The organism is Brevibacillus sp. BC25 (assembly GCF_000282075.1).
Taxonomy (GTDB): Bacteria; Bacillota; Bacilli; order Brevibacillales; family Brevibacillaceae; genus Brevibacillus.
The window spans coordinates 38,670-55,059 of the sequence record NZ_AKIX01000016.1; the positions used below are offsets into that span (position 1 = coordinate 38,670).

At 49.3% G+C, this 16,390-nt stretch carries 15 protein-coding genes and 1 riboswitch; of the genes, 11 read left to right on the forward strand and 4 right to left on the reverse strand.

The features are described from left to right. Window positions 1-100: 100 nt before the first annotated feature. From purC to purN, 7 genes are read left to right on the forward strand one after another with little or no spacing between them, the layout of a single operon-like run. Window positions 101-820: a phosphoribosylaminoimidazolesuccinocarboxamide synthase gene (purC, locus tag PMI05_RS03590; RefSeq protein WP_007717322.1), complete on the forward strand. Its 720-nt coding sequence runs from the start codon at window positions 101-103 to the stop codon at window positions 818-820. After that, the gene (gene purS / locus PMI05_RS03595) at window positions 813-1,061 is read left to right on the forward strand and encodes a phosphoribosylformylglycinamidine synthase subunit PurS (protein WP_007717324.1); all 249 of its coding nucleotides are present in this window, start codon (window positions 813-815) and stop codon (window positions 1,059-1,061) included. Before purC ends, purS begins: the two co-directional genes overlap by 8 nt. Window positions 1,062-1,065: 4 nt before the next feature. Next, on the forward strand, window positions 1,066-1,758 hold the full coding sequence (gene purQ, locus PMI05_RS03600) for a phosphoribosylformylglycinamidine synthase subunit PurQ (RefSeq protein WP_007717326.1): 693 nt from the start codon (window positions 1,066-1,068) through the stop codon (window positions 1,756-1,758). Next, window positions 1,739-3,982 (forward strand): phosphoribosylformylglycinamidine synthase subunit PurL, encoded by a 2,244-nt coding sequence (gene purL / locus PMI05_RS03605; RefSeq protein WP_007717327.1) that lies wholly within the window; start codon window positions 1,739-1,741, stop codon window positions 3,980-3,982. Before purQ ends, purL begins: the two co-directional genes overlap by 20 nt. Beyond that, window positions 3,967-5,385: an amidophosphoribosyltransferase gene (gene purF, locus PMI05_RS03610; protein WP_007717328.1), complete on the forward strand. Its 1,419-nt coding sequence runs from the start codon at window positions 3,967-3,969 to the stop codon at window positions 5,383-5,385. The genes purL and purF overlap by 16 nt, the downstream gene beginning before the upstream one ends. Before the next feature lie 30 nt (window positions 5,386-5,415). Then, window positions 5,416-6,456: a phosphoribosylformylglycinamidine cyclo-ligase gene (gene purM / locus PMI05_RS03615; RefSeq protein WP_007717329.1), complete on the forward strand. Its 1,041-nt coding sequence runs from the start codon at window positions 5,416-5,418 to the stop codon at window positions 6,454-6,456. Continuing rightward, complete coding sequence (purN, locus tag PMI05_RS03620) at window positions 6,450-7,058, forward strand: phosphoribosylglycinamide formyltransferase (protein WP_039960180.1); 609 nt, start codon at window positions 6,450-6,452, stop codon at window positions 7,056-7,058. Before purM ends, purN begins: the two co-directional genes overlap by 7 nt. 60 nt (window positions 7,059-7,118) lie before the next feature. On the opposite strand, the gene PMI05_RS03625 is transcribed toward purN, so the two are convergent. Next, on the reverse strand, window positions 7,119-8,054 hold the full coding sequence (locus PMI05_RS03625; protein ID WP_007717331.1) for a magnesium transporter CorA family protein: 936 nt from the start codon (window positions 8,052-8,054) through the stop codon (window positions 7,119-7,121). A gap of 292 nt (window positions 8,055-8,346) precedes the next feature. Next, window positions 8,347-8,515, reverse strand: a riboswitch (M-box (ykoK) riboswitch). A 219-nt stretch (window positions 8,516-8,734) separates the two neighbouring features. Here PMI05_RS03625 and PMI05_RS03630 point away from each other — a divergent pair. From PMI05_RS03630 to purD, 3 genes are all read left to right on the forward strand, one after another. After that, window positions 8,735-9,112 carry a hypothetical protein gene (locus PMI05_RS03630; protein WP_007717332.1) on the forward strand — a complete coding sequence of 126 codons (378 nt, stop codon included), beginning with the start codon at window positions 8,735-8,737 and terminating at the stop codon, window positions 9,110-9,112. 181 nt (window positions 9,113-9,293) lie between these two features. Further along, entirely contained in the window at window positions 9,294-10,844 is a 1,551-nt protein-coding gene (gene purH, locus PMI05_RS03635) for a bifunctional phosphoribosylaminoimidazolecarboxamide formyltransferase/IMP cyclohydrolase (protein ID WP_007717333.1), read from the forward strand. A gap of 77 nt (window positions 10,845-10,921) precedes the next feature. Further along, window positions 10,922-12,199, forward strand: a complete 1,278-nt coding sequence (gene purD / locus PMI05_RS03640) for a phosphoribosylamine--glycine ligase (protein WP_007717336.1) — start codon at window positions 10,922-10,924, stop codon at window positions 12,197-12,199. A gap of 340 nt (window positions 12,200-12,539) precedes the next feature. On the opposite strand, the gene PMI05_RS03645 is transcribed toward purD, so the two are convergent. The 3 genes from PMI05_RS03645 to PMI05_RS03655 all read right to left on the reverse strand — a co-directional run bounded on the left by PMI05_RS03645 (window position 12,540) and on the right by PMI05_RS03655 (window position 15,210). Next, window positions 12,540-13,748 carry an MFS transporter gene (locus tag PMI05_RS03645; protein ID WP_007717340.1) on the reverse strand — a complete coding sequence of 403 codons (1,209 nt, stop codon included), beginning with the start codon at window positions 13,746-13,748 and terminating at the stop codon, window positions 12,540-12,542. 11 nt (window positions 13,749-13,759) lie between these two features. Continuing rightward, on the reverse strand, window positions 13,760-14,104 hold the full coding sequence (locus PMI05_RS03650; protein WP_238543242.1) for a MarR family winged helix-turn-helix transcriptional regulator: 345 nt from the start codon (window positions 14,102-14,104) through the stop codon (window positions 13,760-13,762). A gap of 188 nt (window positions 14,105-14,292) precedes the next feature. Next, window positions 14,293-15,210 carry a LysR family transcriptional regulator gene (locus PMI05_RS03655; protein ID WP_007717344.1) on the reverse strand — a complete coding sequence of 306 codons (918 nt, stop codon included), beginning with the start codon at window positions 15,208-15,210 and terminating at the stop codon, window positions 14,293-14,295. Window positions 15,211-15,337: 127 nt separating this feature from the next. On the opposite strand from PMI05_RS03655, the gene PMI05_RS03660 reads away from it, so the two are divergent. Further along, a complete protein-coding gene (locus PMI05_RS03660) occupies window positions 15,338-16,381 on the forward strand; it encodes an alcohol dehydrogenase catalytic domain-containing protein (protein WP_007717346.1) in 1,044 nt (347 codons plus the stop codon). Window positions 16,382-16,390 lie beyond the last annotated feature (9 nt).

The following is a 16,390-nucleotide window of genomic DNA, read 5'->3' on the forward strand; positions in this document are numbered from 1 at the left end:
TTTTTCGTTGATAAATGCGTATGATTGTGTTTTAATGTAGTTGAAACGTTCGTGAATTAACCGAAACTCAACCTTTTTGACTGGGAAGGTGACTCCTACGGTGGAAAAACAGGAACAACTCTACGAGGGTAAGGCAAAACGTATTTATCGGACATCTTTGCCTGAACAGTACTGGGTAGAGTACAAAGACGACGCAACAGCATTCAATGGAGAGAAACGGGCGCAAATCACCGGAAAAGGTGAGCTAAACAACCGCATTACGGCAATCTTTTTCACCATGCTGAAGGAGCGGGGCATCGACAACCATTTTGTCCGTCTGCTGTCCGCCACAGAGCAAGTTGTTCGCAAAGTGGAGATTATCCCTTTGGAGGTAGTCGTTCGCAATATCGCAGCAGGCTCATTAGCCAAACGTCTTGGCATGGAAGAAGGAACTGTGCTTCCGCAGCCCGTTGTCGAGTTTTACTACAAGGATGATGCACTGGGAGATCCATTGGTGAATGCCTCCCATATCAAAGTGTTGGGGATTGCGAGCGAGAGTGACCAAGCGACATTGGAACGCATGGGTCTTGCTGTAAACGAGGTCCTCGTGCCTTACCTGCGCGAGCGCAACATTACCTTGGTCGATTTCAAACTGGAATTCGGAAAAACAGCGGACGGGGAGATTCTCCTCGCCGATGAAATATCCCCGGATACATGCCGTTTCTGGGATTCAGTAACGAAGGAAAAGCTCGACAAAGACCGCTTCCGCCGCGATTTGGGTAATGTGGAGGAAGCTTACAAAGAAATGCTTACGAGACTAGGAGGAGACGTACATGTTTAAAGCTGTTGTTTATGTAACATTGCGCGAGAGTGTTTTGGATCCGCAAGGACACGCTGTAAAAGGTGCTCTGCACACCTTGGGTTTTGATGAAGTAAACAATGCGCGTATCGGGAAGTATATGGAGCTGGAATTGAACACTTCTGACCGTGCGCAAGCCGAAGAGCGTGTACGTGAAATGTGCGAAAAGCTGTTGGCCAATACGGTGGTAGAAGACTATCGCTTTGATATCGTGGAGGGCTAAGGATATGCGAGTAGCCGTTATCGTCTTTCCAGGCTCGAACGCCGACATTGATTTGTTTAACGCAGTTGAAGATATAATGGGAGTGCCTGTGGATTACGTATGGCATTCCGATACGGATCTTTCTAAATATGATGCGATTCTCTTGCCAGGCGGATTCTCTTATGGAGATTATCTGCGCTGTGGTGCGGTCGCTCGTTTTTCACCCGTCATGGAGCAAGTGGTGAAGGCAGCAGAAGAAGGCAAGCTGATCATGGGAATCTGTAATGGCTTCCAGATCCTGACCGAAGTCGGACTGTTGCCAGGAGCACTCTTGCGCAACCGTTCACTGAAATTCCGTTGCAAGCTGTCCGAATTGCGTGTGGAAAACAACGATACCTCCTTTACCCGTGATTTCGCGGCAGGGGAAATCATCCAAATTCCGATCGCGCATGGCGAAGGAAACTACTACTGTGATGAAGAAACGCTGGCGAAGCTTAAAGCGAACGATCAGATCGTTTTCCGCTATCATGGCGAGAATCCGAATGGTTCACTGGAAGACATCGCGGGCATTTGCAACGAACGTGGAAACGTACTTGGCATGATGCCTCACCCGGAGCGTGCCGTCCACTCTTGGATGACTTCCGATGACGGACGCCGCATGTTTACCTCGATCCTGAAGACTTGGAGGGAACAGAACAGTGTCACAACTCACGCATAAAGAACCGACAGCCGAACAAATTGCCGATCAAAAACTATACAAAGAAATCGGTCTGACTGACGAAGAATATCAGCGTGTCGTAGAAATTCTCGGCCGCAAGCCGAACTGGACGGAGACTGGTCTGTACAGCGTCATGTGGTCGGAGCACTGCTCCTACAAAAACTCCAAGCCTGTCCTGCGTCGTTTCCCGACAAAAGGACCTCGCGTTTTGCAAGGACCAGGGGAAGGTGCGGGTATTGTCGACATCGGTGACAATCAGGCGGTTGTTTTCAAAATTGAAAGCCATAACCACCCTTCTGCTATCGAGCCGTACCAAGGGGCTGCGACTGGTGTGGGCGGTATCATCCGTGACGTATTCTCGATGGGCGCGCGTCCAATTGCGCTGCTCAACTCGCTTCGATTCGGGGAGCTCAAGTCTCCTCGCGTCAAATATTTGTTCGAAAACGTCGTTGCAGGTATCGCAGGCTACGGGAACTGCATCGGGATTCCAACTGTGGGTGGCGAAGTGAATTTCGACCCTACGTATGAAGGCAATCCGCTTGTCAACGCTATGTGCGTCGGCTTGATCGACCACGAAAAGATTCAAAAAGGGGTAGCATCCGGTATCGGCAACCCTGTTATCTACGTTGGCGCAAGCACGGGGCGTGACGGTATTCACGGGGCGACCTTTGCATCCGAGGAGCTCACAGAAGAGTCGGAGAAAAAACGCCCGGCAGTACAAGTCGGCGATCCATTCATGGAAAAGCTCCTGCTAGAAGCGTGCCTGGAGCTGATCGACACGGGTATCGTCGTCGGGATTCAGGACATGGGGGCGGCTGGCTTGACGAGCTCCAGCTCCGAGATGGCATCCAAGGCAGGGAACGGAATCGAGATGAATCTCGACCTGGTGCCACAGCGCGAAGCTGGCATGTCTGCATACGAAATGATGCTGTCTGAATCGCAGGAGCGCATGCTCGTGGTCGTGGGAAAAGGTAAAGAAGCAGAAGCGATTGCGATTTTTGACAAATGGGGACTGGCATCCGCTGTCGTGGGTAAAGTAACAGAAGACAGCCAGCTGCGTCTGTTGCACCAAGGTGAGGTAGTAGCAGAGGTACCAGTAGACAGCTTGGCAGACGACGCACCTGTGTACCATCGCCCATCTGCGGTGCCTGCTTACTATGAAGCAAACGCGAATGTAGATGTGTTGGCAGCCATCCAAGAACCGAAAGATCTGAATGTGACGCTGAAAAGCTTGCTGGCTCAGCCAACGGTGGCGAATAAAGCGTGGGTATACGAGCAATACGATCACATCGTGCGTGCAAACACAGCTGTAAAGCCTGGTTCTGACGCTGCTGTTGTCATGGTGCGCGGTACTCGCAAGGCACTTGCCATGAGTACAGATTGCAACGGTCGCTATGTGTACCTCGATCCAAAAGTGGGCGGTGCCATTGCGGTTGCAGAATCTGCGCGCAACGTCGTCTGCTCCGGTGCAGAGCCGCTGGCGATTACGGACTGCTTGAACTTCGGAAGTCCGGAAAAGCCTGAGGTGTTCTGGCAATTTGAAAAATCGTGCGAGGGCATGAGCGAAGCGTGCGTAGCACTCGATGCTCCGGTCATCGGCGGAAACGTATCTTTTTACAATGAACGCAGCGGTGACGCGATCTATCCAACCCCAACGGTGGGAATGGTCGGCTTGATCACCGATGTTGACCATATTACGACCCAAGATTTCAAAAATGAAGGCGACGCGATCATCCTGTTGGGCGAGACCTTTGCTGAACTGGGCGGCAGTGAGTATCAAAAGATGGCTACGGGCAGCATTTCCGGACGTCCTCCACAAATCGATCTGACTAAGGAAGCGGCAGTACAAAAGGTGGTTCTCACAGCGATTCGCCAAGGTCTGGTGAACTCCGCACACGATCTGTCCGAAGGTGGTCTGGGTGTCGCACTGGCTGAATCTGGCTTCGGCAAAGGCTTCGGCGCGCAGGTGGCTCTTGCGTCTGAGCTGCGTGCTGACGTGCTCTTGTTCAGTGAATCTCAATCTCGCATCTTGCTCAGTGCTTCTGGGGAGCAAGCGGCGGCGATTCTCGCATTGGCAGGTGAACATGGCGTCCCTGCCGAGAACATCGGTACGGTCGGCGGCGATCGTCTGGTAGTGAACGTGAACGGTACAGAAGCGATCAACGCTTCGACTCAAGAGGTGAAAGCAGCCTGGAAGGATGCGATTCCATGTTTGATCGGCTAATCTGGGACAAATTGAACGAAGAATGCGGCGTCTTTGGCATCTACAACCACAAAGAAGCATCCCAATTGACCTATCTGGGTCTGCACGCCCTTCAACATCGCGGTCAGGAGAGCGCAGGCATCTGCGCCTCCGACGGCGAGAAATGGTATAAGCACCGCGGTATGGGGCTCGTGTCAGAGGCTTTTGGCAAGGGTGATCTGGAGAAGTTCAGTGGTCATATCGCAATCGGCCATACCCGTTATACGACGGCTGGCTCGAGCAAGATTGAAAATGCCCAACCGTTGTTCTTCCGTTACGCACAAGGCAGCATGGCTGTTGCCCACAACGGGAATCTCGTAAATGCCGCTGTGCTTAGAAAAGAACTGGAAGCAAAGGGTTCCATTTTTCAGACGACCAGCGACACTGAGGTGATCGCACATCTGATCGCCCGCTCTGAGTGCAAGGATTTGCCTGGAGCGGTAAAGGACGCCCTGCAATACATCAAGGGAGCGTATGCGCTTCTCGTCATGAACGAGAACCAGCTCGTGATCGCCCTCGATCCGAATGGCTTGCGTCCGCTGTCACTGGGACGTCTCGGCGACGCGATCACTGTCGCGTCCGAGACTTGTGCGTTCGATATCATTGGCGCGCAATATTGGCGTGATGTGCAACCAGGCGAGCTGATCGTCATCGACAAGGATGGCATTACCGAAAGCAAGTTTACGGAAACAACACAGCGTTCGATTTGTACGTTTGAGTACATTTATTTTGCCCGACCAGACAGTGACATCGACGGAATCAACGTCCACATGGCGCGCAAACGTCTGGGCAAGCAACTGGCATTGGAATCCGCTATTGATGCTGATGTCGTCACAGGTGTGCCGGATTCGAGTATCTCTGCTGCTATCGGATTTGCGGAAGCCACAGGAATTCCGTACGAAATCGGCTTGATCAAAAACCGCTATGTCGGTCGTACCTTCATTCAGCCGAGTCAGGAGCTGCGTGAGCGCGCTGTCTATCTCAAGCTGTCTGCGGTTCGCAAAGTAGTGGAAGGCAAACGCGTCGTGATGATTGACGACTCCATTGTTCGTGGTACGACGAGTAATCGGATCGTCCGCATGCTGCGTGAGGCTGGCGCCAAAGAAGTGCATGTGCGCATCAGCTCTCCGCCTGTTATGAATTCTTGCTTTTACGGCATCGACACGTCGTCGCGTGAGGAACTGATTGCGTCGACCAAATCCGTAGAGGAAATTCGTCAAATCATTGAGGCTGATTCCCTGTCGTTCTTGTCTATTGAAGGAATGATCGATGCAATTGGCCGCACCGATTCGGCTCCTAATAGAGGACACTGCCTCGCATGCTTTAACGGAGAATATCCGACAGAGATTGAGTTCGAAGAAGCGCTACCTGCGCTCAAATGCTAATACAAGCACCTCTTGCTAGGGGGAGAAACGATGAGTGAAGCATATAAACAAGCTGGCGTAGACATCGATGCGGGCAACGAAGCCGTCGAGCGCATGAAAAAGCACGTCAAACGAACATTCCGCCCGGAAGTTATGACTGATTTGGGCGGGTTCGGAGCGCTGTTTCGCCTGGATACCAAAAAATACGAGAAACCGATTCTCGTTTCTGGCACAGATGGGGTAGGAACCAAGCTGAAGCTCGCTTTTGCCATGGACAAACACGATACAATCGGCATCGATGCTGTCGCCATGTGCGTCAATGACGTAGTGGTTCAAGGGGCAGAACCGCTCTTTTTCCTGGATTATCTGGCAGTAGATAAGGTCATTCCAGAAAAAATCGAAGCGATTGTCAAAGGGATCGCGGAAGGCTGCTCGCAGTCCGGTTGCTCGCTGATTGGCGGGGAGACTGCCGAGATGCCTGGCATGTATGCAGAAGGCGAATACGACATCGCAGGCTTTACCGTAGGTGTCGTGGACGAGGGCAAAATGATTACGGGAGCTTCCGTGGCAGCTGGCGATGTACTGATCGGGCTGGCTTCCAGCGGCGTGCACAGCAACGGTTTCTCGCTCGTTCGCAAGGTTCTTTTGGCAGATAAAGGCATGTCCCTGCATGATCATGTTGACGTATTGGGCAAAAAGCTCGGCGATGAGCTGCTGACACCGACCCGCATTTACGTGAAGCAAGTGCTATCCGTTCTTGAGTCACATGAAGTGAAAGCTCTGGCGCACATCACTGGCGGCGGCTTTACTGAAAACATTCCACGCGTGCTTCCAGAAGGAATGCAGGCTGTGATTAACGTTGGTTCCTGGCCGGTACTGTCGATCTTCGAGCTGGTACAAGAGGCGGGTAACATTTCTTACCCGGATATGTACAAAACATTCAACATGGGCATTGGCATGATGCTCGTCGTGAAGTCGGAAGACGCAGTGAGTGTTATGAAAAAGCTGCAAGAGCTGGGAGAACAGGCGTATTTGATCGGACATATTCAAGCGGGAGAGCGCAAAGTCGTATACAACGGGGTGGAATGGTGAGAAGGCTGGCCATTTTCGCCTCAGGCAGCGGCTCCAACTTTGAAGCGATCGTGCAGGCTGTACAGGACGGTAGGCTCACAGGCGTAGAAGTTGCCTTGCTCGTGTGCGACAAGCCCGGCGCCAAGGTTTTGGAACGGGCAGAGCGTTTAGGGATCGACACCTTTGTTTTTCAACCGAAGGAGTATGCAGACAAGGCTGCTTTTGAGCAGGAAATAGTGGCGCAGCTCCAAAAACGCGATATATCGCTGGTTGTGCTGGCAGGCTACATGCGTTTGGTGGGTGACACTCTTTTGTCATCCTACGAAGGAAAAATCATCAATCTGCATCCATCGCTTTTGCCTGCTTTCCCAGGAAAAGACGCGATTGGTCAGGCACTTGTATACGGGGTAAAGGTAACGGGGGTAACGGTACATTTAGTTGATGCCGGTCTGGACACAGGACCGATCATTGCCCAGATTCCCGTAGCCGTGCAAGAAGCAGATACGGCTGAGACTTTGGCGGCTCGCATCCATGCTGTGGAGCATGAGCTTTTGGTGAAGGTCATTGGCTATTTAGCAGAAGAGAGAGTGAAGCTGGAAGGACGGCTTGTCCAGCTGACATAAATCGAGAGATCAAAAAGAAACCGACATCCTTTTACGATGTCGGTTTTTTAGTTATTCGTTTTAGAAATACTTCTTTCTCCAAAACAGGAGGGCTGTTACGGACGTAATGGCGGTGGACATGATCATAATGATCGTGAATGCATGCGGATGATCCTGAAAAGGAAGCGGGACGTTCATCCCGTAAAAGGTGCCGATCACCATAGGTAAGGTGATGACAATGGTAATGGCGGTCAACAGCTTCAATACGCGATTCAGATTGTTGGAGATGACGGAGCCAAAGCCATTCATGATGTTCCCTAAAATGGCGGTATAGATTTCCGTCATTTTGATTGCCTGCTTGGTTTCGATTTTTACTTCTTCCAGCAGTTCCTTATCTTCTTCGTACATTTTCAAATAACTGCCACTCCGAAGCAGGGAGATCAACAGACTGTTCGTTTCCAGGGACGTTGAAAAATAAACGAGGCCCTTCTGCAATTCAAGCAAGGTAAGCAGTTCATTGTTTTTCGTCGATTGTCGCAACGATTTTTCCAGGGTTTCTGTCTGCTTGTTGATTTTTTTCAAGTAATGCAAATAATCATGCGACGTATTCGATAAAATTTGCAGGACGAACCGGTTTCGCATGTGCGTGTGAAAGTTTTTCACTTTCCCTTGGACGAACTCATTCATGACAGCCGTTTCTACCAGGCAAACGGTTAAGATATAATCTTCCATCACCATGATTCCCAACGGAACCGTCGTATAGTTGTCCTTCGTACCTTCCTTCGTGGAGATCGGGATGTCCACGTAGAGCATCACGCGGTTTCCGTCCTTGTCGATCCGTCCGATTTCTTCGTCATCAAGGGCATCCTGCAAAAAATGAAGGTCAATCGACAACTCCCTGACGACTTGTTGCTTTTCTTGCTCAGAAGGATCGGTCAGATGGATCCAGCAGCCTTTTTCAAATTGATGCAGTTCTTCTATTTTTCCCATGGCATTCGTTTTGTAAATGTTCAACATGGTTTTCTCATCCTTTCGCAAATAAGGATCGGAGGGATACGACCATGTTGCGCAAGCATGTCTACATAAAGATACTTACATACACTCGTCCCATAAAAAGGGAGAATGACAAATAAGGTATGGGGAACATGCCGCAGCGCCACAAGGTCGGAAAATTCTCCGTACACAATATTGATTGCCGTTATTCATTCCGCAACTTGGACTACTGTCCATTAAAACGTTCCCCCTTTCTAAAATAAAAACCCTCTAGCGAAATCTAGAGGGTTAGAAAAGTGCACAAAATAACACCACTTTTTCTCCCCCTACCAGAGCTTTGGCACTATACAACGTAAAGGAAACATTCCTTAGCCACCTTAAGAAAAGCCTTAGTTCGGCAGTTCCTGTTCTACCCATTGGCATCTTTCGATATTTCCGGGCAGTGGCCTATGTTTGTATAGGAGCCTCACCTAACGAGGATGAATGATTGACTTTGTCATCGTATTCCTGTCACCAGTATTTGTCAATCACGTTTTCTCGTCCTACATGCATGTTATTCATGTCCTTTCATACGGTGTCGGCTTCTAACTATGACCGACTCACCCTATTTTGCTGCTATTCTTCTTCCGCGAATCATGACAAACCAAATCAACTCTTGTGACATACAGTAAGAGAGGGATATTCCCACAAAGGGAGGGGCCGACTTGAGCGGAGATTTTGTTTCGAACTTGCTCGATAAGCTAAGCCAAAAAACAGGGCGGCAATGGACGCTTAACGATATTATGAAGCTAGCGGAAAAAATGCCGAAGGGCGGAGCCAACGTAGATGCACTGCTCGATGAGCTGGGCAACATGGGATTCGAAGTGCCAGAGGAGACGAAAGAGCGCGTCAGGGATCGTGTAAAGGACGGCGAATCCATCTCCATGGAAGAGTTAGGGAATTTAATGCCCAAAGAAGTAAGGGCGAAGAGCCGCAAGTCGAAGAAGCCGATCAAGCCAATCAGGGCGACTGCCAAAAGCAAATCAGTCTCACTGTCAGGTCGCATCAAAAAGCTATCAGGCAAAGGCAAGAAAAAACGATAACTTCATCAAAGCAAATGCAGGTGTATGCAGTCGCAAGTGCCGAACAGGCATGGGCGGCTGCGTTTGTTTTCCTGACGAAGTTATTGATAATAGCGTACAATTATTTTATAATAAGTAAGTATTGTTCGTGTTTTGGTCGATAGTTACTCATGTTTTCACTAAAATTCAGGAGGTTCTATCCGTGAGTGTGAAAAAAGCGTTGATCAGCGTTTCTGACAAGACAGGATTGATTCCGTTTGCCCGTCGATTGGTAGCCGCCGGGGTACAGATCATTTCTACCGGAGGTACGGCTTCTCTCTTAAAAGCAGAGGGAGTTCCCGTCATTGGCATTTCTGAAGTGACTGGATTTCCAGAAATTTTGGACGGTCGCGTCAAAACGTTGCATCCCAATATCCACAGCGGCCTCTTGGCTGTAAGGGACAGTGAAGCACATGTGCAGCAACTAAAAGACCTTGGGATTGAAACCATTGATCTGGTTGTCGTGAACCTTTATCCTTTCAAGGAAACGATAGCGAAGCCAGACGTGACATATGAAGATGCCATTGAGAATATTGATATTGGTGGACCAACGATGCTGCGTTCTGCTGCGAAAAATCACGCGTTTGTCAGTGTAGTGGTCGATGCAGCCGATTATGAAAAAGTAGCAGAAGAAATTGAAGCAAATGGCGATACTACGCTAGAAACCCGTCGCAAGCTGGCTGCAAAAGTTTTCCGTCATACAGCTGCCTATGATGCCTTGATCTCTCGCTATTTGAGTGAGCAGGTAGGCGAACTGTTGCCTGAGAGTTATACGGTGACTTACGAGAAATCACAGGATTTACGCTATGGGGAAAATCCACATCAACGTGCGGCATTTTACCGTGAGCCGTTATCAGATCAGTTGAGCATCGGGAATGCGAGTCAACTGCAAGGAAAAGAACTTTCCTATAACAACATCAATGATGCAGATGCAGCGTTGGCGATTGTACGTGAATTCACTGAACCTGCTGTCGTTGCGATCAAGCACTCCAACCCTTGTGGAGTAGGGATCGGCACTGATATTCGCGCGGCTTACCAAAAAGCGTACGAAGCAGACCCTGTTTCTATTTTCGGTGGGATTGTGGCAGCAAACCGCCTGATTGACCGTGACACCGCACTCGCGATGAAAGAGATTTTCTTGGAAATTATCATCGCACCAGACTTCAGCGAAGAGGCGTTGGCTGTTCTGGCTGAGAAAAAGAACCTGCGTCTCTTGCGTATTCCTGCGCTGAATGAACCAGCCAAAAAAGTGGACAATCTGTTCCGCGTGGCTCCTGTTGCAGGCGGGGCACTCATTCAAGATTTCGACTACAAGCAGCTCGAAGAAAGCGAGATTCAAGTAGTTACAGACCGTAAGCCTTCGGAAGAGGAACTAGCACAGTTGAAATTCGCGTGGAAGGTCGTCAAGCACGTCAAATCGAATGCGATTCTCTTGGCAAAAGACAATATGACTATCGGCGTGGGTGCAGGCCAGATGAACCGCGTTGGCGCAGCGAAAATCGCCATCGAGCAGGCAGGTGCATTGGCAAGTGGCGCGGTAATGGCCTCGGATGCGTTTTTCCCGATGGGCGATACCGTGGAAGCGGCAGCCAAAGCAGGGATTACCGCTATCATCCAGCCCGGCGGCTCCATTCGCGACCAAGATTCGATTGATGCATGCAACCGAGCGGGCATTGCAATGATCTTTACCGGCACTCGTCATTTCAAGCACTAAAAGAGGCTATTTGGGGAGTAACGTTCGCTTTTTTAAACACGTACTAAAGAGTGGATCACCTCACAGGAGGAAATACGATGAAAATATTAGTGATCGGCGGCGGCGGTCGAGAACACACGATTGCCTGGAAGCTGTTGCAGAGCTCTAAAGTGACAAAGGTATACTGTGCGCCAGGAAATGGGGGCACCGCCCAAATCGCACAAAACGTGCCGATTGGTGTTTTCGATTTTGCTGCACAGGTTCAATTCGTCAAAGATGAGGGAATTGATCTGACTGTCGTTGGCCCGGAAGATCCTTTGCTGGCGGGGATTGTGGACTTTTTCCAGGAGCGTAATCTGCCGATCTATGGCCCGAACCAAAAAGCGGCAATGATCGAGGGCAGCAAGTCTTTTGCGAAAAGTTTAATGAAACGCTACGAGATTCCGACGTCTACCTATGAATCGTTCCTGGATTACGAGTCGGCGAGTGCGTACGTGAGAGAGCAGGGGGCTCCTATCGTTGTCAAGGCGGACGGCTTAGCAGCGGGGAAAGGGGTCGTTGTCGCAGAGACGGTGGAGGAAGCAGAAGAGGCACTCCGTCAGATCATGCAGGAAAGCGTTTTTGGTGAAGCGGGAGCGCGCGTGGTCATTGAGGAGTGCATGTTCGGCGAAGAGCTGTCGCTGCTGTCTTTCGTCGATGGAGAGACGGTTAAGCCGATGATTACTTCTCAGGATCATAAGCGAATTTTCAATGATGACCGTGGCCCAAATACAGGCGGCATGGGAACATACGCCCCGGTACCGCAAATGTCTGCTGAGCTGGTGGACGAGATCGTCAAAACGATTGTCCAGCCAATGGCGTCAGGGATGGCCAAGGATGGTATTCCGTTCAAAGGCATTCTCTACACAGGTCTGATGATTACGGAGCAAGGACCAAAAGTCGTGGAGTTCAATGCGCGTTTTGGTGATCCAGAGACACAAGTGCTCTTGCCGTTGCTCGAAACAGATTTGCTCGATATTTTTGTCGGAACGGTCAATGGTGAGCTCGATGCAGTCGATGTGACATGGCAAAAAGGAAGTGCTGTCTGTGTCGTCATGGCAGCGCCCGGTTATCCGGGAGAATATCCAAAGGGTGCGTTGATTCACGGACTGGGTCAGGCAAACGAGGGAGCTACGGTGTTTCACGCAGGTACGAAGGCAACCGAGGAAGGCATCGTAACGAGCGGTGGCCGTGTGCTTGGCGTCGTGGCAACAGGAGCGGATTTGGCGCAAGCGCGTGAGACAGCGTATGCGAAGGTCCAAGGCATCTCGTTTGATGGGGCGCAGTATCGCACGGATATTGCGGCACGAGCGATGAAGTATCAACAAAAGAGATAAATAAAAGAACAAGCTGTTCCTTCGGTAGAAATTTCTACTTGGGGAACAGCTTTTTTACATGTGGGGGAACTGTGCCTAATAAAAAATAGCTTGATAATTAATAAAACTATTCCTTACATAAGGAGTAGTTTTATTTGTATAATGCCAATAATAGTAAAAATTTGGGAAGTGGGAGTATTTATGGGAAGTGTAGGTTACCCTGGTCTTATCGTTATGGTAGTTTTGGTAATTGTTGCTGCAGTAATCGTATATAGCTTAACAGCACCGCAGAAAAGAAAGAGGCGCTAAAAGGCGCCTAATTCTACGGGGTTCAATCTTTATCGTGTCGCTTAAGCTTCTATTACACACCAACGTTTTCACTCGCGATTGCCGCTTTTTTCGCTCTGGCCGCAATCAGCTGCGAAAGGAAATAAACAATGAGGAACAGCAGCAAGTACGCTGCCGACCAGCGGTACATGACAGAGTAGCTCGAATGTGTCGCGATGACGCCGAGGAGCACAGAGCCGACCGCGATACCCAGATCGATGGAATTAAAGAACAGTCCGTTCGCCATGCCGCGTTGCTCAGGTGTGACGACCTTCACCATCCACGCCTGGATAGATGGCTGAATCATGCCGTAGCCAAGCCCGTAGAAGGCAGCAGAGACGAGAAGAAGGGACTCTGTAGTTGTCAGGGACAGGAGCAAGAGGCTGACCCCGACGAAAATCGCACCGGGAGGCAGGACGGCAATGTGACCTTTGCGATCATACAGCTTGCCGGAAAACGGACGAATCAACACCATCGCCAGTGCATTCGTAAGGAAAAACCAGCCGACATTCTCAATGTGGGCTTCTTTTCCGTACAAAGCCAAAAAGCTGAGAATCCCGCCATACGTAATAGACAAACAAAAATTCAGTCCAGCTGGAAGCAGCAGCTTTTTATCATAAAAACGGCGAATGCCTGTGACAGTTTGTACGTTCCCGGACGACACAGGAAGCTGATTGTAGGCGCGGATAAAATGCATCAACGGAAAAATAATGGCAACTAACAACACGAGAACCATGAGCATCGATCCGAATCCAAACCAATTCAACAGGCCAAGTCCAATCAATGGGCCGAGTGCCATTGCCAAGCTGGTCGATAAGCCGAAATACCCCATGCCTTCGCCGATCCGTTTGGTAGGAATCACATTGGAGACAATCGTCGGAAAGGTCGTGCTACCCATCCCAAAGCCGATGCCGACCAGGATTCGCAACAGAAGAAAGAAAACAAGGCTTCCCGCCCAGTAATAGCCTGCGCTAAAAATCGCGACGAATCCAAGTGCTACGATCGCCAAGAGCTTACTACTTTTCGTTTTCAATGCTTCCCCGGTAAACACCCTTGCGATCACTGCTGCAAGTGAAAACAAGCTAATGACCAGGCTGACGACAAAATCATTGGCCTGATACGTTTCCTTCACATAGGCAGGAAATGTAGGGGTCTGCATTTGAACAGTGAGAAATAACAACAAATTGCATACAGTTAACAGGACAAAATCTCTCGTCCACAGTCTCTCTCTACTCTCTCCCAATGCTGTCACTCCTAGTCTGTCGTTTTTCTATTGATGTTCTCGTTAATCTCCAGCAAGATTTCCCGCAAGAAGGCCAGCTTTTCAGGAGAGATCCCTTCCAATATGTCTGCGACGGCATGAGCCTCTACAGGAATCGCCTGCTCAAGCCATTCCCGTCCTTTCGGGGAAAGGGTAATGATGTAGGCGCGGCGGTCTTGTTCGCTCAATGTCTTTTCGATAAAGCCTTTTTTGGCGAGTGTGTCTAAAATGCGTGTCATGGAAGGCTGATCCTTGGCCGAGCGCTGGGCCAGCTCTTTTTGATTGATGCCCTCTTCTTCTCGTAGTCGATAAAGGACGGCAAACTGCTCCGTGGTCAAATCAAACTCCTTTAAAAAAAGGGAAACATAATGAATCATTCTCCGGTATGTATTTCCAATGAGAAATCCAACCGGTTCCTTTTGCCAATGATCGATCAGGGGAATGACCCTCTTTCGTTCGAAATTACTTGCAATGACAATTATATGTATAACAAGTAATTAAGTAAATGGGAAAAAATGATTGAAGATTACCTGCCGATGGATCGCCCAGAGATGTTATGTTGTTGCTGTAGTTCATTGAAATAATCAATGGCGAACTCTCGAAAGCGTTGCGCTGCTTGGGATAAATAATGCTTTCGAGACCAAGCAATGCTTCTGGTAATCAGGCATTCTGGATTCGTAATCTTTATTTTATTGGGGATGAGGTGAGATCTCATCTCCCAGCTCGTTTGCGGGATAAAGCAAAGACCGATTCCTTGTCTGATCAAAGATACGATGGCATCAGGCTCGTCTACTTCAAAAATCACTTTAGGGGTAAAGCCTGCCTGCAAACACTGTTCATCCATGAAGGAGCGGAGCCAAAAACCTTGGCGTACATTCAAAAAATGCTCATCTTTCAGTAAGGCTAACGGAACAGTTTCTTGGCCCACCAAATGGTGATTCTCTGGGACCACGAGATAAATTTCTTCGGTGATGAGTGGTTGCCATTCCAAATTAGGACTATCAAATTCCCCTGAGGCAATGCATAAATCAATCTCCCCGTTTTCAAGCATCTTTTTTACAACAGGCGTTGGTTCGAACACTTGACGAAATTGAACGTCCGGATATTGACGCAAAAACTTGCCCAGTAGCTCAGGGATGACGTTTGTTATGGAAACCGCAAGGGAAATACACCCCTTATTAAGCCCCGCCATATCCCGCACGATGCTCTCACCTTGTTCTAACACTTGAAAGATTTGCTCCACATGCTCCGCATATACTTTTCCGAACTGATTCAAGCGAATTTTGCGCCCGTGGCGGTCAAATAACGGTACACCCACGCGTTCTTCCAAACGTGCAATCATGATGCTCAAAGAAGGCTGGCTGATATTCAACACTTCAGCGGCTTTTGTCATGTGCTCCAAGCGGGCTACTGTCATAAAATATTTCATTTGAAGCAGGTCCATTGTGTATGTTCCTTTCTATATAGACGTTTATCTATTATTTTGATAATTATAATATATTATTCAATATGAAAAGAACTTCCTATAATAAAACTGAACGAATACTCAGTCGATGGGAGTTGTATCAAGCATGAGAGCTGCAGTCCTTGAAGCTTATAATCAACCTTTAGTTGTGAAACAAGTCGCAGATCCTGAGTTGGCGCCAGACGGGGTTATCTTGAAACTGGAAGCCTCCGGCGTATGCCGCAGTGACTTGCATGTGATTCATGGAAAGATGGCCATGGTTCAAAACTTCCCACATATTCTCGGACATGAAATGAGCGGTGTTGTAGAAGAAGTTGGAAGCAACATCCGTAATTTCAAAAAAGGGGACCGCGTTATCGTGCCTTTCACACAAGGGGATGGCGTATGCCCGCATTGCTTGTCCGGTCACAATAACGTTTGCGATAACAGTCGATTGGTCGGCATGCATTTCAACGGAGGATATGCGGAATATATTCACATCCCAAACGCGGACCTGAATCTTCTCCACCTGCCAGAAAATGTCGATTTCCTGAGTGCGGCTGCCATGGGTTGCCGATTCATGACGGCTTTCCATGGTACGGTTACGCAAGGGAATGTTCGTCCAGGGGAATGGGTAGCTGTCTATGGCACCGGAGGCGTTGGGCTCTCTGTCATCCAAATTGCAGCGGCAGCAGGTGCGAACGTCATCGCGGTCGACATTGCCGATGATAAGCTGGCCTTCGCCAAAGAAATGGGAGCGGTTGCATCCGTGAATAGCAAAGAACACAATGCGCCCCAAGCAATCAAGGAATTAACGAAGGGCGGCGCTCATCTTTCGATTGATGCTCTTGGTATCCAGGAAACATGTCTTAATTCCATCATGAGCCTTCGTAAACGCGGACGTCATGTCCAAATCGGTGTGAGCTCCAATCCAAATGGCGGTATGACACCGATTCCAGTTAACCTCATGCTTTCACATGAATTGCAATTGATTGGTTCTGTCGGCATGCCGACACCGGAGTTTTCCGGAATGCTGAATATGGTTAGCCAAGGAAAGCTATCCCCAGGCAAATTGGTCACCAAGCAAATCGCTCTGGACAACATCAATTCAACGTTCGATGAAATGGAATCTTATGGCGGCGTAGGGGTAACTGTCATTACAAAATTTTAAGGGGGTCAC